This window comes from Paraburkholderia nodosa (assembly GCF_001718195.1).
Taxonomy (GTDB): Bacteria; Pseudomonadota; Gammaproteobacteria; order Burkholderiales; family Burkholderiaceae; genus Paraburkholderia; species Paraburkholderia nodosa_A.
The window spans coordinates 1-19,100 of record NZ_MCNV01000004.1; the positions used below are offsets into that span (position 1 = coordinate 1).

Consider the following 19,100-nt stretch of genomic DNA (forward strand, 5'->3'; position numbering starts at 1 on the left):
GCGTGCGCGGGGTCTCTGACCGCGCGGGGTCCGGCACTGCCTCGCCATGGCGGCAGCACCAGTGTGGCCTTCGGCGAACTCCCAGCGCCTCGGCACCCCGGTCATCCCGCGACTTTCGCCGTGGGGCATGTATTTCGCGGCTCAATACCCGGCCCACGCGTACCCCTATCAACGCTTCGCCTGCATCCTTGCGGATACACACGCATGACTCGGGGCCGCCGTGGCTGGCTAGGCCTTCAACGTATGACTCTTTCATTCACAACACTCTGCCGGTTTAGACCGGCGCACGGGAGTCGAATCATGTCACAGCTTGCTCCGCTCCTCGCCCTTCACGCGCTCGCGGCTCAACGCGGCGACGGGCTGCGGCCTGAACTGCTCGCACTGTTCCTGCGCCATTCGCATTCGCATGCCGGACTCAGTGCGAGCATCGATGCCCCGAGCGTGGTAGACAATCAGGCGCCGCCGCAATGCGCCACGACGTTGGACTGCGCATCGAGCCAGACGGGAATGGCATCGAGCTTCGCTCCCGCGCACGGGCCTTCGACGCACTGCCCGTCTTCGAAGCGAAACAATGCGCTGTGATGCGCGCACATGATCACCTGGGCGCGATACGTTGGCACATGGCCGGGCTCGTAGTCGAGCGGCACCGAGAAGTGCGGGCAGCGGTTCGCGTACGCCCATACTTCGCCGGCACGCCGCACGACGACGACCGGCCGCCCCGCGAGCGCGGCGTCGATCACGCGCGCGCCCCCGTCGGGCACCTCGTCAAGGCAACACAGGCACACGGTCTGCATGGTTCACACTCTTTGCTCAGGATTGCCAAGATTCCAGTCCCACGGACGAATCTCTACGTGCTCGAACAACCCCGCCAACGTATAGGGATCGTCGCGCACGAAGCGCATCACGTCGTCGTATCCTTCCGCCTCGATCACGAGGAGCGTGCCGTTGAGCGCGTCGCAATGCGGCGCGAGCGTCGAGCCGCCCAGCCGCACGAACACCCCGCGTTGCGCGGCCGAGCGCAGATAGGTGCGATGCACCGCGCGCACGCGCTCGCGAACGTCGCGCATGCCGGGCTTGTCGGTGGCGAATACGGCGTAGTAGCGCGTGTGCGGTCTCATGCGCGCTCCAGCACGAAGTCGTAGCGCGCCTCGCGAAGGCCGCCCTCGAAGCCGAACTGCTGCGCGGCCGCCTCGCCCGCCGCGTGCTCGCGATAGTCGACGAGCAGCGAGGGCTTTACGCCGAACACCGCATCCGAATCCAGATACGGGTCGTTCTGGTTGAACAGGTGCGTCACGAGCGTGCTGTGGCTCGGCGCCGTGATCATGAAGTGCAGATGGGCGGGCCGCCACGGATGCCGCCCCGTGGCGTCGAGCATGCGGCCCACCGGGCCGTCGGTCGGAATGGGATAGCACACGGGCACGATGGTGCGGATCGCATAGCGGCCTTCGGCGTCGGTGCGATAACGGCCGCGCAGGTTGCCGTGCGGTTGCTCGGTGTCCTGCCCCGAGTACATGCCGTTGTCCGCCGTCTGCCACACGTCGAGCAAGGCGTTCGCGATTGGCTTGCCGTCGGTCGTCAGCACGCGGCCATGCACGAGGGCCGGCGTACCCGGCGTGAACGCCATGTTCTCGCCATAGGCGCGTTCCGGCATGCCTTCGATATAGAACGGGCCGAACACGGTCGTATCGGTCGCGCCGGAAGCGTAGCGGTGGTTGATCGCGTCGACGAGCATCGACACGCCCAGCGTGTCGGAAAGCAGGATGAATTCCTGGCGGACGACGTCGTCGCACATCTGGCCCGTCTCGGTCAAAAAGCGGATCGCGGCAAACCACTCCGCCTCTGTCGGCTCGACTTCGCGCACGTAAGCGTGCAGGTGCCGCACGAGGCTTTGCATCAGCGTGCGCAGGCGCGCGTCGGGTGTGTTCGCGAAGCGGCCCACGACCTGTTCCGTCAAGGCGCGTTCGGCTTCGGTGTCATGCATCGACATGGTTGTCTCCTTTCCTTCGTTTTGCGCGCCACGCTCGCGGCGTGGCACGGCCCGGCTAACGCGGCGCCAAGCCTTCCCACGCGCGTTGCAGCAATGCGCGGATCGCCGCGCGCTCCAACGGTCGCGGATTCGGATAGGCATTCGTACACGCGAGATCGGCCGCTTCGTCGAGGCCCGCTTCGGGCATACCGATCTCCGCGAGCGAAAGCGCAATGCCAAGCGACTCGTTCAACGCGTAGAGCCGTGGCCCGGCTTCGTCCGCCTGCGCTCCGCCGAGCGCACGCGCCACACGCTCGAGCGCGTGTGGCGCGGCCGCGTGGTTGTAGTGCGCCGTATGCGGCAGCATGACCGCATGCGTTTGCGCGTGCGGCAGGTTGAAGGTGCCGCCGAGCGTGTGGCAGAGCTTGTGATGCAGCGCCATGCTCACCGCGCCCAGGGAAGTGCCCGCGAGCCATGCGCCATACAGCGCGCGACTGCGCATCGCCGCGTCGTCGGGGCGACGCACGACACCGGGCAGCGCGTCGCCCAACGCGCGAATCGATTCTTCGGCCATCAGGCTGATCACCGGGTTCGCGTCCTCTGCGTAGAGCGCCTCGACCGCGTGCGCGATGGCGTTCACTCCCGAAGCCGCCGAAATGCCGGCCGGCAGCGAGACCGTGAGCGACGGATCGTAGATCACGGTGCGCGGCAGCACGCGCAGGTCGCGCCCGGTCTTTTTCAGACGCCCTTCGGTGAGACCGTAGATTGGCGTCATCTCCGAGCCCGCATAGGTCGTGGGCACGGCGACGATCGGCAGCGCCGATTCGAGCGCGATGGCCTTGCCAAGGCCGATGGTCGAGCCGCCGCCCACGGCCACGCAGCACTGCGCGTCCAGCGCCGCCGCTTTCTCGCGTGCGGCCCGCGCGACCTCCACGGGCACGTGCATGACCGCTTCGGCATGGATGCCCGCGGCGCGCTCGCCGAGCAGGCGCGCGACTTCTTCAGCGAGCGGCCGCTGCTCGGGCGTCGAGAGGATCAACGCGCGGCGCGCGCCCAGCCGCTCCACTTCTTCAGGCAACCGCGCGAGGTTGCCCCAGCCGAACACCACGCGCGACGGCAAGCCCTGATAAACGAAGCGATCCATACGTGCCTCAACGCTTGAAGTGGGGCGGCACCTGGGCGTCCACGTTGACCCACACCGAGCGGGCCTCCGTGTAGTCGTGCATCGCCTCGAAGCCCATTTCGCGACCGTAGCCCGATTGACCGACGCCGCCGAACGGGCTGCCCGGATTCACGCGCTTGTAGCAGTTCACCCAGCACATGCCCGCGTGAATCTTGCCCGCGATGCTGTGCGCGCGCGAGAGGTCGCGCGTCCACAGGCCGCTGCCGAGACCGTAGTCGGTGCCGTTGGCAATCGCGAGCGCTTCTTCGTCGGAGTTGAAGCGCAGCACGGTCACGAACGGGCCGAACACCTCTTCCTGCGCGATACGATCGTCCGGCGTCTTCGCCTCGATCACCGTGGGGCGCACGTAGTAGCCGTTGGCGAGCGCAGGGTCCTGCGGCGCGGTGCCGCCCGTGAGGACGCGCCCGCCCTGCTCGCGCGCCACGTCCACGAAGGCCTTCACGCGCTCCAGATGCTGCAGCGAAGTGAGCGGCCCCATTTCTGTTTCGGGGTCCAAAGGATTACCGACACGAATCGAAGTAGCGAGCGCCGCAAAGCGTTCGAGAAATTCGTCGGCGATGCGCTCGTGCAGCACCAGACGCGAACCCGCAATGCACGCCTGCCCCTGGTTGTGGAAGATCGCCCAGGCCGCGCCGTTGATGGCGGCGTCGAGATTGGCGTCGTCGAACACGATATTGGCGCCCTTGCCGCCCAGTTCGAGCTGCACGCGCTTCAGGTTGCCCTTCGAGGCCTCCACGATGCGCCGCCCCGTCGCCGTCGAGCCGGTGAAGGCGATCTTGCCCACGCCCTCGTGTTCCGCAAGCCGCTGGCCGGCCGTATGTCCGTAGCCCGGCACGATGTTGACGACACCCGCGGGAAAGCCCACTTCCGCCATCAGCTCGACGATGCGCAGCGTGGAAAGCGGCGTGATTTCCGAGGGCTTCAGCACCACCGTGTTGCCGGCCGCGAGCGCCGGGCCCATCTTCCAGCTCGTGAACATGAGCGGGAAATTCCACGGCACGATCTGGCCCACCACGCCAATGGGCGCGCGCTGCACGTAGTTGAGAAAGCCCGTTTCGACCGGAATGACCGAGCCTTGCAGCTTGTCGGCCATGCCGCCGAAGTAGCGGAAGCACGCCGCCGTGCGCGGCACGTCCAGCGCGCGCGAATCGCGGATCGGGTGCCCCGTGTCGAGCGATTCCAGTTGCGCGAGTTCTTCGCCGTTCGCTTCGATGGCGTCGGCCAGACGCAGCAGCAGGCGGCCGCGTTCGGCAGCCGGCATCGCCGACCATTGCGGGAAGGCGCGCGTAGCGGCGGCCACGGCCAGATCGATGTCGGCGGCGGTGGCGGCGGCGATCTTCGTGATCAGCGAGCCGTCATGCGGATTGAGCACGTCGATGGTGCCGCCCTCGACGGCGTCGACGAAGCGGCCGGCGATGAACAATTGCGTTTGCATGAGTCATTCCTCGGTTGATGCTTAAGGCTTGCTGTGTAGCTGCGAAGCTCGTTCAAAACTCGACCGGATACGGCTTGAGTTCGCCGCTCTCGTAGCGCTTGGGCAAACCTGCGGTCGCGTTCTCCCACACGAGCAGCATCGAGCGCTTGGTCGAATAGCCCTGGTGGCGGATATCGGCGGGCATGGCGCAAATGTCGCCCGCGCGCATGGTGATGCGTGCGCGCGGCGCGCCTGTGTTCTTGTCGCCGATGTCCCAGACGATCTCGTCGGAGAGCTGCAGGAACCATTCCACGCGGTCGTTGCCGTGGAAAACCGGCAGGATGTATTCCTCCGTGGTCGGGCAGAACAGGCTCTGGCCGCACACCGAAGTGACCGAGGGGTTCCATGTCACGTCCGAGCGCGAGAGGTACTTGAAGAGGTTGAACGCGTGCAGCTCGCCTTCGAAGCCGGGCTCGGCGTGCACTTCGGGGTTGTCCTGAGGCACGTCGGCGAAGGCGCGGTTCACCGGGAGGTCGTCGCGCAGCGGCGAGTCGCCTTCGAGGCCCGGCATGCGGCGGGTGGCGATGCGCGTACGCTCGATCGCGGCATCGTTCTCGCCATGCTTGCGGCCGAATGCGGTACCGGTTTCCTCGGGCGCGGCGAACGGGTCGAAGCCTTCGTTGGTCCAGTCGTGCAGGATCGCCTTGAAGGTCGCCATGATGGTGGGCGTTTCGAATGTCTCGATATAGTCCACGCCGGCGTCCTTCATGATGCCGTTGAACGAGCCCGCATACACGTCCACCTTGCCGTAGTGGTTGCGCGTGCCGAATACGTGATCGAAGTTCACCCAGCCGTAGAAGAAGCCCCAGGCCACGTCGCGCATCATGGCGCGCAGGAAGGCGTCGGCGGGGATGGCGTGCGTGCGCGTCTGCCCTTTCGCGGGCCACAGCACTTTCACGAAGTACTCGTCGCGCGTGAATTCGAACGCGCCGAGCGTGTAGCGGCGATAGCCGGTCACGGCGTCGGGCTCGCTCGCGCGCACGGTGTCGGCGGCGAAGCCTGCGGAATGGTCGAGGGTATCGAGGGTGGCCATGTCGTGTCTCCAGTAGTCGAGTGTTCGGATAGCGCGTGTTGTCAGTGCAGGCAGATATCCGCCCACTTCTGCACGGACAGTTCACCGGCCATGGTCTGCACGAGTGCCACGCCAGCCTTTTGCGCGCTGAAGCGATACGCGCAGCCGGCCGGCAGCAGCGCTTGATGGCCGCGGCGCAACACCACGTGGCCCATCTTGCGGCCCGCGGGCTGCTCGCCCGCGTCGACCGTGCCCGTACCGCCCTTGGGCGGCGTATCGAGCTTGATGAAGTCGATGCGCACTTCGCCATCCATCAGGATCGCGAACTCATCGTGTACGCAGGCGAACCAGCGCGATTGCCCTTCCGTGCGCAGCACCTCGATCACGTAGTCGAGGTTCTTGCCGACCACGACTTTCTCGTAGGGCGCAGAGCTTGCGGCGACTTCGAAGACATTGGAGAAAACATAGTGGCGGGCGTCGCCGCTCGTGATTTCGATCTCGCCCTTGCGATACTGCTCGAGCGAACCGAAGGCGGTGTGGAATGACGAATCGGTCATGGCTGTCTCCTGTTTTGGAAGGTTCGTTGGAATCCACTTTAGGAGCGCTGCGCGGCGGTAACAACCGGTGGCCAGGCAACTACGGCATTCGCGTTTCGCAAATAATCGCGGCAGGCGATCGTCGCAGGCGCTAGCGCACCCAGCCGCGCTCGATCAGCGGCACGTCCCAGGCGGGCTCGGGGCCCAGATACTCGGCCAGAAACTCCACCAGCGCCTTCACTTTCAGGGCCTGGCGCTGCGTGGAGGGATATACGGCGGCAAAACTCAATGCCGATAGGTGGTAGTCGGTGAGGATCGGCACGAGCGAACCGTTTAGGAGCGCCTCGCTCGCCACGAGCGTAGGCAGGCACACCACGCCGCCGCCCGTGAGCGCGTAATCGCGCAGCAAATGCACGGAGTTCGAGCGGATCATGCCGGGCAACTCCATCTCCACGACTTCGTCGCCGCGAGTCATCGTCCAGCGGTTGCGCGAGGGATAGCCCGAATAGAGCGCCGTGGTGTGCTGCAGCAATTCGCGCGGATGCTGCGGCGCGCCATGCTCCTCCAGATAAGCGGGCGTGGCGCAAAAGAGCCGCCGCACCGAAAAGAGCCGTCGCTCGATCAGCGAATCGGAAATCGGCGGGAAGATCTGGAAAGCGACGTCGAAGCCTTCTTCGATCGGATCGACCACGCGGTCGTTGACGATCACGTCGAGCTGGATGCCGGGATAGCGGCGGTTGAACTCGGCGAGCGGCGCGCCGAAATGGCCCAGCGCGAAGCCCGGCAACATCTGGATGCGCAGCCTGCCAGTGGGCGTGGCGCGCAGCTCGCGCATCTGGTCGGTCAGCTCGTTCACACGCCCCACCACCTCCGCGCACTCACGATAAAACGCCTCGCCGACTTCGGAGAGGCGCACGTGCCGCGTGCTGCGATGAAAGAGCGGCGCGTTGACGAACTTCTCCAGTTGCTGGATACGATTCGTCACGACCGAACTGGTCACGCCGAGTTGCCGGGCCGCCTCCGCGAAACTGCTCGTTTCCGCCACGCGCACAAACGCTTCGATGCTCAGGAATCGGTCCATGCTCCTCTCTTCTTCTCGGGTTCGGGCCCTTCAAGTATAGGGCCCGCCTCCGGGCGCTCGCGCCGCTCTGCACGGGCGGCGCGCACGCTACTCGGCCTGCCCCGCTGCGGGCAAGGGCGCGCCGGGGGCAACGGGGGCGGCGGCCTCGCTGCGCCGCAGCTTGGCGGGCGCGGTTTCCTTGAGGAAGAGGCTCACCAGTACGCCGAGGAACACCGCGCCGATCGGCAGCCACAAAATGTTCTGGATACCGAAATGCGCTGCCACGAATCCGGCGAGTGCGGGCGCCACGCCGCCGCCGAAGATTTCGCCCGCGCCCACCACGAGGCCGATCGAAGTCGAGACCATGCCGGCCGGCGCGGCTTCTGTGGCAACCGGCCCCGAGAGCAGCGAAACAAGGCCGAGCGTGAAGAAAGACGCCGCGAACAGCACCGCGAAGAGCGCGAACGGCTGCGCGCCGAGACCGCGAAACACGATCAGCATGACAGCAGTGCCCACAAAGCCGACGACGCTCGCGAGGCGCCGGCCCAACAGATCCGAAAGCCCCGGCAAGCCGAACTGTCCGACGAAACCGCCAAAGCCAATTGCCGAGGCCACCACGCCCATGCGCTGGGTGTCGAGCGAAAGGTACTGCGTGAGATAGAGCGGCAGCATGGCGCCGAGCACGAACACGCCCGTCATGGCGCAGAAGAGCGCGACCATCGCCACAGGGATATTGCGGCTGCGAATCACGTCACGCCAGTGGCCGCGTTCTGCCTTCGCCGCGGATGCGCCCGAATCAGGCGCAGGCGCGCCTTGCGGCTCACGGATCACGCGGTACATCAGCAAGCCGAGAATGAGGCCCGGCACCGAGACGAGTGCGAACACCCAGCGCCAGCTCATCACACCCAGCAACTGCGTCGCGATGATCGGCGAAAGCGCGAGCCCGAACAGCGCGAAGCCGCTTTGCTGGAGTCCGAGATTGAAGCCGCGTCGCTTCGGATGCGAGGCATCGGCGGTGGCGGCGAAGCTGGTCGGGCAGAAAGAACCCTCCGCCACGCCCATCAGCGCGCGCACGGCCAGCAGGCTCGCGAAGCCGCCTGCGAGGCCCGAGAAGCCCGAGAGCAGCGAGAACGCGATGATCGCCGGGATCAGCACCTTGCGCCGCCCCACCTTGTCGGACATGCCGCCCATGACCGCCGCGAACACGCCCCACGAAAGGCCCAGGATACCGATGCAATTGCCGACATCCTGCGCATTGAGGTTGAGGTCCTTCATGATGGACGGGAACAACGGCGCGATCAGCCAGCGGTCGAGGCCCACCAGGCCGAAGCCCAGTGCCAGCAGCGTCACGGCTTTCCATTCGTAGGCCGTGTCCCATGTGTTCGGTTTCATCTCTGTCTCCTTGGGCCGGCCGGATGCCGCGCCACTCGTTCATGGTCGAAAACGGGTGTGCGACGCGACGTGCGCCACTGCGCGGGACGCCATCGACATCGACGACGCAAAGATAGTCGCAAGCGCGGCGTGATCAGTACCGGATAACGCCCGAATACGTCATTCGCGGATCGCGAACAATCGGGCGCGCAAGGCCGCCGGGCACGGCAGACGGGACGCTGCGAGCGGGGCGCGCCACGCGTTGCATCGCGGCGCGCCCACCCCAGGACAATTACGGGTAGACGCTCGCTGGCGCGCGGGGCGGTAGGCTTTCAGCGCATGAATTGCACGGGCCCGAGCGATCTGCAGGCCGCCGCCGCGCGGATCGCGGGGAAAATCAGCGAGGAATGAGTGCGGCGCTCACGCTTTGCGCAAGTGCTCGGTATGCATGTCGCTCAGACGGCTCAGCAGGATGCCGTAGCCGGTCAAATGCCCGAGATAGACGCTCGTGAACACGCCCGTTGCGGGCAGCGCTTCGACAAGCGCATGCAGTTCACCGCGAGTCAGCGGCTCCACGAGTAGACCTGGGCGCTCCACCCGAAGGTCGGCCTGCGAAGCCAGTTGCCGGTGCACGTCCACGAGGCGCGCGAGGCCGAGCCGGTATGCCTCTTTCCATTGCGTATCGAGCGCCTCGTATTGCGCGTTGAACGTATCGAGCGTTTCAAGGAAGCCGACGATCGAATCGAACAGTTCGTGGTAGCACGCGAACAGCGGCAGGCGATCCCGATTGCGCTTCAAATGCGCCGACACCCACGACTGCTCGAGATCGGACTTGAGGAGATCGTGCGCCTGCTTCAGATTGCTGCTCGACACCCGCAGCGCAGCCGTCGCCGATTTCAGTTTCGCGCGGTCCAGCGTTTTCGTTGCGACCTCGGTGAGCAAGGCTTCGGCCTGTGCGTTGCCGTCGTTCACGAGCGTATTCGCCCAGAAGCCGTGATCGGGCGGAAAGGCAACCTGCTGGATGATGAAACCGAGCAGCATGCCGAGCACCACGCCGATCAGGCGCTGCTCCAGCAGCGGTATGTGCTCGCCCGTGTAGAGCACGAGCGTCATCGGCACGGTGATGCTCGTCATCTGGAACACCGAAGGCCGCATGCGCACGATCGCGAAGATCACGAGCGGCAGCAGGATCACGCCCAGCCACAAATGCGGCGCGGTCAGCCAGATCAGCAGCGTGCCGATCGGCATCGCGACGAGATTCGACATCACGCGTTTGTGGAAGTATCCGCGCGCCGCCGAGATGGAACTGCCGAGCGCGAGTGTGAGCATCGCCGAGCCGGAAAGCGCGACCGCCGCCTCGGGATACCCGCACGCGTACGGCACGCCGAATCCGATCCACATGCCGAGCGTGAGTTTCGTGTATTTCGCGAGTTCGGAGAGGGAAAAGCGTGCGAGCGCACGGCGAAACGGCGTGAGCGGTTTGTGGGCGTAGGAGATGGTGGCCATGGATGCCGTCGGTCGTTTCAGGCGGAGCGCCAATGTTAACGCGATTGACGCGACTGTTCCGGCACTCAGTCCACCTCAGACGATTCCGGAGCATTTTTCCACCCCGGATTTTTTTCCGATTTGTAAGACCAAACGTCGGCACTTTGTGCGAATGCCGGCCAGTGTTGGCTTTGCGGGCCGCGCTGCGCAAGGCGCATTCCTTGCGAATTATTTTCAATTTCTTTCGCGTTTTGTTCCTTTACCGTCATGTGCAACGGATGAAGTTCGCATTACGAACCCACTTTTGCGAACGTCTCCGCATCCCTCAAGCACTGGGGTCTGCCCATGACGACAACAACGAAGGTCTCCATTTGCCTGCCGACGTACAACCGGCCTGAACTGCTGGTTCGCTGCATCGAATCGTGCCTCATGCAAACGCATGCGAACATCGAGATCGTGATCGGCGACGACTCGAGCGACGATCGCACGCAGCAGCTGATCGCCTCGCGTTACGGAGACGACCCGCGCATCGCCTACCGGCGCAACGTGCCGGCGCTCGGCCAGGCGCCCAACGTGGCCAGCCTTTTCGAGCGGGCGAGCGGAGACAAGATCCTCCTGATCCACGACGACGACTATCTGCTCGTGCACTGCATCGAGAAGCTGCTTGCGCAGTGGGAGCGTTATCCGGATCTGGAAGTCGCGTTCGGCGATCAATACGAAACCGATCACGACGGGCGCATCATGCACGCGGCCAGCGAACGCATGAACATCGCGTATCACCGTACGGCCAGCGCCGCGGGACTGCAACACCCGCCGGGCCGCGTGGGCATCGTGCAGATGTTCCCCAACAACGGCTGGCTTGCCAATGCGGCGCTCGTCAAGCGCATCGGCTACGACGACCACTACGGCACCTGCTGCGATTACGTGTTCGGCACGCGCCTGTGCCTCGCGGCAAAGCGCGTGTGCTACGTGAACGAATACGTTTCGTGCTATCGCATCACAGACGTTTCGGTATCCCAGGCGACGCGCACGAGCATCAATGCCTCGTCGATCTCGGCGTGGCGTTTTCTCAACAGCCTCACGTTGCCGCCCGAACTCGAACCGGCGCGCAAGCTCGCCATGCGCCGGCTCGTGCCGATCGTTGTCTCGCTGCTCGCGCGCAATCGCGAGGCGCGCGCCGGGCTGCAGCTCGCACTCTGCAATCTCTACGCGTACCGCTTCGGCTTCAGCCCGCGACTCTACTATCACCTGCTGATGATCTGGAAAGCCACGCGGCGGCCCGGCGCGGAGCCCGTCGCCCTGTTGGGCATGAAGGACGAGCAGGTCGTGGATACGTCCCGAACGCGCATGCCGTAGCGAATGCATCACGCCGTGAACGGGGCTGCAGGTCTGGGGTGCACCTTTCGTGACGGGCTCGCAGTCGTCCGTCTCGTTGGAATACGCGCACATGGCGTTGGCGAGCGCACCTGTACATGGCGTCTCCTTGCCGGACCGGTAGTCGATTGGATTGCCTTTTAGTGTCGACAGTTGGATTCAGCATATGGCGAATTCCCGCCTTTCTCCGAGACCTTCTCGCGACCGTGTTGACATCTCCGTAACCGCCCTGCGATTTCGAGAGCGAAGCGGGCGGCGGATTTGTTACACTCCGCGGCGCTGCGCCCGGTCGCGGCGCCCCGGGGGAAAGAAAGCGCATGGATGAAGACGTCGGCGTACTGGCCGCCCTGGAAACGGGCGAGCAGTCGAGCGTCGCCGAGATTGTCGACCGAGTGGCGCGCGGCATCATCGAAGGCCGGCTCGTCCCGGCGACGACCCGAATTCGGTCGATCTCGCCAAACGCTTCGGTGTGAGCCCTACGCCCGTGCGTGAGGCGCTTTTCGCGCTCGCGCGCGAAGGCCTCGTCGACTGGTCGCCGCGCCGCCGCCCGCAGCCTGCGCTGAGCAAGCGCCCTCGCTGCGCCCCTTTTTTATTAACGCGGACACCGCGTCGAACGGGGCCTGCCGCCCTCCCCGCCAGGCTTGCCGAAAGGCCGGGGATACAACATACTTGACGATTCGACCGAATTCCTTCCGTATTCTCGTTCTACCGGGTTCTTTCTCATCATGAGCACAATTCTTGAAAGCCTTCCGACCGGCCAAAAGGTCGGTATCGCCTTCTCCGGCGGCCTCGACACCAGCGCCGCGCTGCACTGGATGAAGCTCAAGGGCGCCGTGCCTTACGCCTATACGGCGAACCTGGGCCAGCCCGACGAAGACGACTACGATTCGATCCCGCGCCGCGCGACCGAATACGGCGCCGCCGGTGCACGCCTGATCGACTGCCGCGCGCAACTCGTGGCGGAAGGCATCGCCGCCCTGCAATGCGGCGCGTTCCACATCTCGACGGCCGGCGTCACGTACTTCAATACGACCCCGATCGGCCGCGCTGTGACGGGCACGATGCTCGTGGCGGCGATGAAGGAAGACGGCGTCAACATCTGGGGCGACGGTTCGACCTACAAGGGCAACGACATCGAGCGCTTCTACCGCTATGGCCTGCTCGTCAATCCGGACCTGAAGATCTACAAGCCGTGGCTCGACCAGCAGTTCATCGACGAACTGGGCGGCCGCTCCGAAATGTCGGAGTTCATGCGCCAGTCGGGCTTCGAATACAAGATGTCGGCCGAGAAGGCCTATTCGACGGACTCGAATCTGCTCGGCGCAACGCACGAAGCGAAGGACCTCGAAAGCCTGGAAAGCGGCATCAAGATCGTGAACCCGATCATGGGCGTGGCGTTCTGGCGCGACGACGTCAAGATCGACCGCGAAGAAGTGACGATCCGCTTCGAGGAAGGCCAGCCGGTCGCGCTGAACGGCCAGACTTTCCCGAACGCCGTGGAACTGCTGCTCGAGGCGAACCGCATCGGCGGCCGTCACGGTCTGGGCATGAGCGACCAGATCGAAAACCGCATCATCGAGGCGAAGAGCCGCGGCATCTACGAAGCCCCGGGTCTGGCGCTGCTTCACATCGCGTATGAGCGCCTCGTGACGGGCATCCACAACGAAGACACCATCGAGCAGTACCGCGAAAACGGCCGCCGCCTGGGCCGCCTGCTGTACCAGGGCCGCTGGTTCGACCCGCAGGCCATCATGCTGCGTGAGACGGCCCAGCACTGGGTGGCGCGCGCCATCACCGGCGAAGTGAAGATCGAACTGCGCCGCGGCAACGACTACTCGATCCTCAGCACGAAGTCGGACAACCTCACGTATCAGCCGGAGCGTCTGTCGATGGAGAAGGTCGCCTCGACGTTCTCGCCGCGCGACCGTATCGGCCAGCTGACGATGCGCAACCTCGACATCACCGACACGCGCGAGAAGCTGCGTGTGTACTCGAAGGTCGGTCTGCTCGCACCGGGTGCGGCTTATACGCTGCCGCAGCTGAACGACGAGAAGAAGTAAGGCGTCGTCGCTCAAGGGAGAAAGGGAAGGCACTGGGCCTTCCCTTTTTTTATGTCTGCGCGGGTTTGCGACTGGCGTTCGAGTTACCCACAGATTTTGTTGGCAAGCTTGTGGAGAACACCTGGGACGAGTGCCCTAACTCGTTGATCGACTGGATGTTTTCCGCTGCGTGAGCGCGGAAGGCAGTGACGGACTGCGAGACCAGGCTGAAATACGCCCACCGACATATCAGCCGTCGAGCGTATTGAAGACACTCACTGCGCGGCAAGTTGCTTCATCTTCCCGTAGACGAATTGCCCGAAATACCACGACAGATCGGAGTGGTTGAGGATGTTCCCGTCGGAGAGCGCCCCCGCCTCGAGCTTCAGGCGGCGCAGCATGAGCTTGCCGGCCTGCGAGGCGATGTAGAGCCGCACCAGCTCCTTGCGGGTCTTCTCGTCGGCCGATTCGAAGTGCTCGCGGCCTTGCTTGACCTCCTCGTTGCGCTGCGAGCGCGCCTCTTCGTCGCGCGCCGCGATGCTCTGCTTCACCGCCGTGGTCGCGACCGTCCTGGCGGTCTCCTGAGCCGTCGCAGCCACGGCCAGCTCGCCCTGGATCGCCACCATCTTGCGCTCGGCCTCCGAGACCTGCCAGTTGTGGCTCAACGCCTTCATCAGATAGCCCGCAGGGCTCTTGGTCACCTTGCCCTGGTTGAGCCGGAAACGCGTGTATTCGATGGCCTGCTGGATGCGCTCGTCGGTCCAACTCATGCGATGCTCCGCGATCACGTCGAACTGCTTGTTGGAGAGGCCGAACTCCTCCTTGAGCGTGAGCAGCAGGTCGTGCGCGTCGGGCTGCCGCGAAAGCAGCGCGGCGACCGTGTCCTTGCGCTTCATCCGGAAGCGGATCTTGTTGATTTTGCGCGAGGTTTCCGAGTCGGCCCGGGTTTCGTAGCTGAGGTCGATGTCGGATAGCTCGTTGATCTGGCGCACCGCCGGATCGAGATACTTGGGCCGGAAATGCTTGAACTCCGACGCGCTCGTACCGAGTTTGCCGGGCCAGCGCCGCATGACGTCGAGCTCGATCCAGTCGGTCAAGCCGGCCGCCACGAAGGGCAACACATAGTCGTAGATCGCGCGCGCGTAGGTCTGCGAGAACGACGCCGTGATGCACAGGTTCAGCCAGTGATGCTTGTCGGGCCCGGTGATGTGGCGCAGCATGAGCGGCGGAATGCGGAACTGGATGCGCCCCTTGCCGATCTTGACGCTGCCCATCAGTTGCTCGGAAATCCACTGGTCGTCTTCGCTGGGCGCGCGGTCGGGCGGCGTGTCGGTCACCTCGATCAGCACGCGCTGCGCTTCCTTGATGACGCTCTGCAAATGGCGCACATTGCGGCTCTCATAGCGCATGAGCCACTTGAAGTAATTCAGGTCGACGTCGTAGATATCGCGCGGCGCGGGTTCCTGGGCGGCAATGAAATAGGCGGCGTCGATGAAACGGCGCGAAGACAGCCCAAGCCCATTGATGGCGACGAACACGTTGTTGCGCTGAAAACCGATCTCCCGCGTGCTCTCATTGATCGGCTGGCCGGACATCTCCTCAAAGAGACCCAGCGACATCTGCAGTGTTGTAGTCCTTCGCCCGCTCTCCTCCGACATACGCACGCTCTCCCCGTCGACATTGGCGGGCACTCTATCACTACGCAAACACAAGTCAACACAATAAACGTTACCTCAAACAGGCACCGGATTCGGCTCGCGCACAAAAAACGTACCTGATCGCACAAATATCTCTACAGCGGCGGCACATAAAACGGCACCCGGCCGCACATAAAACGGTGCAGCGAGCACATAGAACGGTGCTTTTGAAAGGCAAGTCCTTGAAAAACAAGAAAATGGGTGCGTACGTTAGTTGGTTGGTGGGTTTTTATCTTTAAGTAAACAAACAAACCGCTCACAAAAAAAGATGCTCAGTGCGAACTTTTTCGTGTTGTGTCTCGCGATGCAGTGAGGGAATTCAAGAGGAATAACCCTTCAAAGCCCCGCACGTAAAGGCTCTCGATGGCGGTGCATCGGGACTGGATTTGCTTTTCGCCCGCCGAAACCCATCGAAAGGTAACGATTTCTGTGCAGTTCCAGTGATCTATGGAAGTGGTTTATGTGCAGAACGTCTTTACGCGAGCCGACATCAAGTTGGATGCGGCAAAGGTGGTCGATGGGACGTTATTCAGAAGTGACTTTTCGGTGGGAGGAAGGAAGGCAACGGAATTTGTGCATGGCCGAGCGACGCCGTGATAGCAACGTTTTTTGTGCACATCCTGGAAGGCGGGCGGAAGGTAACGGTTATTGTGCGGTCGCCGTGTGATGATTCCGTCGTTTGCCGCCTGCGCGAGGTAACGAAATTTGTGCAGCGTTGGCGGTGAGATTCGTCCTGGTGGAACTGGGCTGCCTCGGGATAGCGAAATGGCAGCGGCATTGGGCGCGCAAGGGAAATCGGGTAACGGTTTTTGTGCCTTTACGGTGGTCGGCGCGTGCGCAGCAAGGCTTTCCCTGCGTGTACGGTAACGGTTTTTGTGCAATCGTGGCCGGCCAGGGTGGCTCGCAGAAATCTGGAAGCACAAAAATCGTTACCCGCCCGCTAGGATCAGGGGGCTAAGCGGATCAGCCGGTGAAACTGCACAAAAACCGTGACTGTGCGGGGCGCATGGGAGCGATGAAGCCAGCGGGGAATGATCTGAAGCTGGATTTGCACAAAAACCTCGACCGACATCGTCAACAACGAGGTGCTCTGGCCCCGGCGATTTGCACAAAAATAGGCAGACCGCAGCGAAAGGGCCTACAACGGCCTGGGCGACGTTGCCGGTTTTGCTGCTACTTTGCCCTTGGGAATGTCCCACGAGGGCAATATGGGCCGTTTTGAAGGGTCATTTTTTTCATATCGCCCTCAATTAGTGTGTTTTCATACGCTTTTGCTGTATTCTACGCTTTATCCAAATTCTGATAAAAAGCGTATTAATGGCGAAAACTATCGAATTGCCGTCGATCGATCGACGTGTGGATCTTTCCGCGATCACTGAATTTGCCGAAGAGGCCGGTCGTCTATCTGAAGAGCTTCGGGAGATGATGCTGGCGCCGCGGCCGCGAAAGATGGCGCCCACATTTACGTCCGCTCAGGTCGCAGAGATGTGCGGCATTGATCGCATCAAACTGAACAACCTGCTCGCCACCCGCGAGGGTCTTCCGCAAGGTGTGGCGCAAGGTTCCGGGCGCAGCCGGGTCTTCACGCTGCCGGAAGCGAGAACCTGGGTCCAGCAGGTCTCCGATATTTATCAGACACCGCTCCATACCGGGGTGCGCGACGCCGACGGCAAGGTGATCCTCGTTGCCAACTTCAAGGGCGGCTCGACGAAAACGACCACCACCATGTGTCTCGCCCAAGGCCTGACCTTGCGTGGTCGCAAGGTTCTGCTGATCGACCTGGATCCGCAGGCGTCGCTCACGGAGCTTTGCGGTCTGTATGCCGAAAAGGAAGTGACTGAGGATAGCACGGTCCTGCCGTTCATCTACGACCCGCATATGGAAGGCGGTCTGCTGAATTTTGTGCAGGAAACCTATTGGGACGGACTTGATGTCATTCCCGCGCACCCCACGCTGTTTTCCGCGGAGTTCCATATTCCCGGGACCGTGATCAAGAACCCGGGGTTCAAGTTCTGGGATCTGCTGCGCCAGGGGGTGGAGGTGCTGCGCAAGCAATACGACTACATCATTCTGGATACGGCGCCGTCGCTGTCTTATCTCACGATCAATGCGCTCATGGCCGCCGACGCGATGGTCATGCCGCTCGTGCCCGAAAGCCTGGACTTCATCAGCTCGGTCTCGTTCTGGAGCCTGTTTTCTGACCTCGCGCACACGATCATGGAACGCGGTGACGAGAAGACATACGACTTCGTTTCCGTCCTGCTTTCGAAGGTCGACTACGGCAAGACATCGTCTGCACCGGTTGTGCGCTCGTGGGTGCAGCGGACTTACAAGGACTGGGTGAACGCGCTCGAGGTGCCGGCCAGTTCCGCGATGAGTAACGGCGCACTCGCCATGGCGACCGTGTTCGACATCAGCAAGGGAGACCTCGCTGACAAGACGGTTGCGCGCGTGCGTCAGCCGCTGACTGATTACGTACAGTGGATCGACGATCTTTACGTCGAACAATGGAGGGCCGGCAAGTGAGTTCATTCCGCGACAAGATGGCGGCGAAGACCCGTGAACTCGGTTCGACGTCGGAGCGGCCAGCCGCCGAACGGCCGGCAGCCGTCGCTCCGGCCGAGCCGCCGCGCCGCAGCAGCGCGTTCAAGACCGGGCCCGGCATGCTCGGCGCGTTGGCGGTGGCGCAGCAGCGCATCCAGGAACTGGAGAACACGAGCGACAAGCTCATGCTTCCGGTGAACGCGATTCAGCCGAACCCGTGGCAGCCGCGCAAGATTTTCAGCGACGAGGGCCTTGCCTCGCTGGCCGAATCGATCCGCGAAGTCGGGCTCGTCGAGCCGATCGTCGTTCGTCGGGCGGAGAACGGCTATCAGCTGATCGCCGGTGAACGACGTCTTCGCGCGCACGCCCTGATTCAGGCACAGGATATTCGCGCCTCCGTGATCGAGTGCTCCGATCAGGACATGGCGGTGCTCGCGCTGGTGGAAAACGTCGGTCGCGAAGATCTCACCGACTACGAGATCGGACAATCGCTGCGCCGCGCCGAACGGGAGTTTCCGACGCGCAAGCGCATGGCGGAGGCGTTGGGAATGTCGCGCAAAGGCCTGTACCGCTTTTTGGCCTTTGAAAATCTGCCGGACTTCATCCGGCGCGATCTTGATTTGAATCCACGACTGCTCGGCGGCTCGGCTGCTGACGAGGTTGTTTCAGCAATCAAGAAGTACGGCTCGGCGGGTCTTTCGGCTGCGCGCGACTTGTGGCCGGCCGTGGTCGGCCGGACGCTGGACCAAGGCAAGCTGGCCGCGGCGATCGGAGCGCAAGCGAGTCGGGGGGAATCGACCGAAAGCGTATCCGAACGCAGCATCGAAAAGATCTTCTCGGGCAAGAGCCACGCCGGCAGCATTACCAAAGACACCAACAGCTTTACGGTGAAGCTCAAGACGGGTGTGCTGTCGGATGCCCAGGAGACGCAAATTCGGGAGCTGATTAGTCAGCTGTTCAATGTGAAGCCCGGCTGATTGGGCCTCGAGGCCGTTGATGTGGATGGAAGCCCGCTTCGGCGGGCTTTTTCTTTTTGCGGGTTAAGTTGTGTGTCGAGTTGACACACAGTTGTCTGGCGGGGCGAGCGTGTGTCGACTCGACACACGGGAAGGTGCGTCGTGGCCGGGACGTGTGCGGGCTGTGACGATGCCCTGTGCACGGTGCCAGGATTTCGGTTGCCGTCAGCTCGTCGAGGGTTGGTTGTTGGAGGTGAGCGTTTCCAGACGTTGGGTCCATCGACTTGCCCCGTGTGTCGAGTCGACACACGGCGGGGAGAAGGTGTTCGGCTTGGCTTGCGTCGCGTCGAGCCGAGTGGACGTCGAAAATGCCTGCGCTCCCCCCGGCGATCGGTCGTGTGTC

At 63.4% G+C, this 19,100-nt stretch carries 16 protein-coding genes and 1 pseudogene; 5 read left to right on the forward strand and 12 right to left on the reverse strand.

Features of this window, described 5'->3' with window-relative positions:
• Positions 1–452 precede the first annotated feature (452 nt).
• The 11 genes from BFD71_RS09245 to BFD71_RS40380 all read right to left on the reverse strand — a co-directional run bounded on the left by BFD71_RS09245 (position 453) and on the right by BFD71_RS40380 (position 10,356).
• Complete coding sequence (locus BFD71_RS09245; protein WP_069262974.1) at positions 453–794, reverse strand: Rieske (2Fe-2S) protein; 342 nt, start codon at positions 792–794, stop codon at positions 453–455.
• Positions 795–797: 3 nt separating this feature from the next.
• On the reverse strand, positions 798–1,118 hold the full coding sequence (locus BFD71_RS09250) for a YciI family protein (RefSeq protein ID WP_069262975.1): 321 nt from the start codon (positions 1,116–1,118) through the stop codon (positions 798–800).
• Positions 1,115–1,987 carry an intradiol ring-cleavage dioxygenase gene (locus BFD71_RS09255; protein WP_069262976.1) on the reverse strand — a complete coding sequence of 291 codons (873 nt, stop codon included), beginning with the start codon at positions 1,985–1,987 and terminating at the stop codon, positions 1,115–1,117. The genes BFD71_RS09250 and BFD71_RS09255 overlap by 4 nt, the downstream gene beginning before the upstream one ends.
• A gap of 55 nt (positions 1,988–2,042) precedes the next feature.
• Entirely contained in the window at positions 2,043–3,110 is a 1,068-nt protein-coding gene (locus tag BFD71_RS09260; RefSeq protein ID WP_069262977.1) for a maleylacetate reductase, read from the reverse strand.
• 7 nt (positions 3,111–3,117) lie between these two features.
• A complete protein-coding gene (locus BFD71_RS09265) occupies positions 3,118–4,584 on the reverse strand; it encodes an aldehyde dehydrogenase family protein (protein ID WP_069262978.1) in 1,467 nt (488 codons plus the stop codon).
• A gap of 52 nt (positions 4,585–4,636) precedes the next feature.
• A complete protein-coding gene (locus BFD71_RS09270; protein ID WP_069262979.1) occupies positions 4,637–5,656 on the reverse strand; it encodes a hydroxyquinol 1,2-dioxygenase in 1,020 nt (339 codons plus the stop codon).
• A 41-nt stretch (positions 5,657–5,697) separates the two neighbouring features.
• The gene (locus BFD71_RS09275) at positions 5,698–6,192 is read right to left on the reverse strand and encodes a hydroxyquinol 1,2-dioxygenase (RefSeq protein ID WP_069262980.1); all 495 of its coding nucleotides are present in this window, start codon (positions 6,190–6,192) and stop codon (positions 5,698–5,700) included.
• Positions 6,193–6,322: 130 nt separating this feature from the next.
• On the reverse strand, positions 6,323–7,252 hold the full coding sequence (locus BFD71_RS09280) for a LysR family transcriptional regulator (RefSeq protein WP_069262981.1): 930 nt from the start codon (positions 7,250–7,252) through the stop codon (positions 6,323–6,325).
• Positions 7,253–7,339: 87 nt separating this feature from the next.
• A complete protein-coding gene (locus BFD71_RS09285) occupies positions 7,340–8,623 on the reverse strand; it encodes an MFS transporter (protein WP_069262982.1) in 1,284 nt (427 codons plus the stop codon).
• Between the two features lie 399 nt (positions 8,624–9,022).
• On the reverse strand, positions 9,023–10,108 hold the full coding sequence (locus BFD71_RS09290) for an FUSC family protein (protein ID WP_069262983.1): 1,086 nt from the start codon (positions 10,106–10,108) through the stop codon (positions 9,023–9,025).
• Positions 10,109–10,173: 65 nt separating this feature from the next.
• Positions 10,174–10,356, reverse strand: a complete 183-nt coding sequence (locus BFD71_RS40380) for a hypothetical protein (protein WP_141710617.1) — start codon at positions 10,354–10,356, stop codon at positions 10,174–10,176.
• A 76-nt stretch (positions 10,357–10,432) separates the two neighbouring features.
• On the opposite strand from BFD71_RS40380, the gene BFD71_RS09295 reads away from it, so the two are divergent.
• The 3 genes and pseudogenes from BFD71_RS09295 to argG all read left to right on the forward strand — a co-directional run bounded on the left by BFD71_RS09295 (position 10,433) and on the right by argG (position 13,521).
• A complete protein-coding gene (locus tag BFD71_RS09295) occupies positions 10,433–11,443 on the forward strand; it encodes a glycosyltransferase family 2 protein (protein ID WP_069262984.1) in 1,011 nt (336 codons plus the stop codon).
• A 335-nt stretch (positions 11,444–11,778) separates the two neighbouring features.
• Positions 11,779–12,020, forward strand: a pseudogene (locus BFD71_RS38985) (GntR family transcriptional regulator); the annotation flags it as partial.
• 166 nt (positions 12,021–12,186) lie between these two features.
• Positions 12,187–13,521 (forward strand): argininosuccinate synthase, encoded by a 1,335-nt coding sequence (gene argG, locus BFD71_RS09300; RefSeq protein ID WP_069263475.1) that lies wholly within the window; start codon positions 12,187–12,189, stop codon positions 13,519–13,521.
• Positions 13,522–13,775: 254 nt separating this feature from the next.
• Here the strand turns inward: argG and BFD71_RS09305 are convergent, their stop codons facing one another.
• Entirely contained in the window at positions 13,776–15,119 is a 1,344-nt protein-coding gene (locus tag BFD71_RS09305; RefSeq protein ID WP_256094574.1) for a replication initiation protein, read from the reverse strand.
• A 1,395-nt stretch (positions 15,120–16,514) separates the two neighbouring features.
• Between BFD71_RS09305 and BFD71_RS09310 the strand changes: the two genes are divergently transcribed.
• Together BFD71_RS09310 and BFD71_RS09315 are read left to right on the forward strand one after the other, a co-directional pair.
• A complete protein-coding gene (locus tag BFD71_RS09310) occupies positions 16,515–17,723 on the forward strand; it encodes an AAA family ATPase (protein WP_028208684.1) in 1,209 nt (402 codons plus the stop codon).
• Positions 17,720–18,718 (forward strand): ParB/RepB/Spo0J family partition protein, encoded by a 999-nt coding sequence (locus tag BFD71_RS09315; protein WP_069262986.1) that lies wholly within the window; start codon positions 17,720–17,722, stop codon positions 18,716–18,718. The genes BFD71_RS09310 and BFD71_RS09315 overlap by 4 nt, the downstream gene beginning before the upstream one ends.
• The last annotated feature ends 382 nt before the right edge of the window (positions 18,719–19,100 follow it).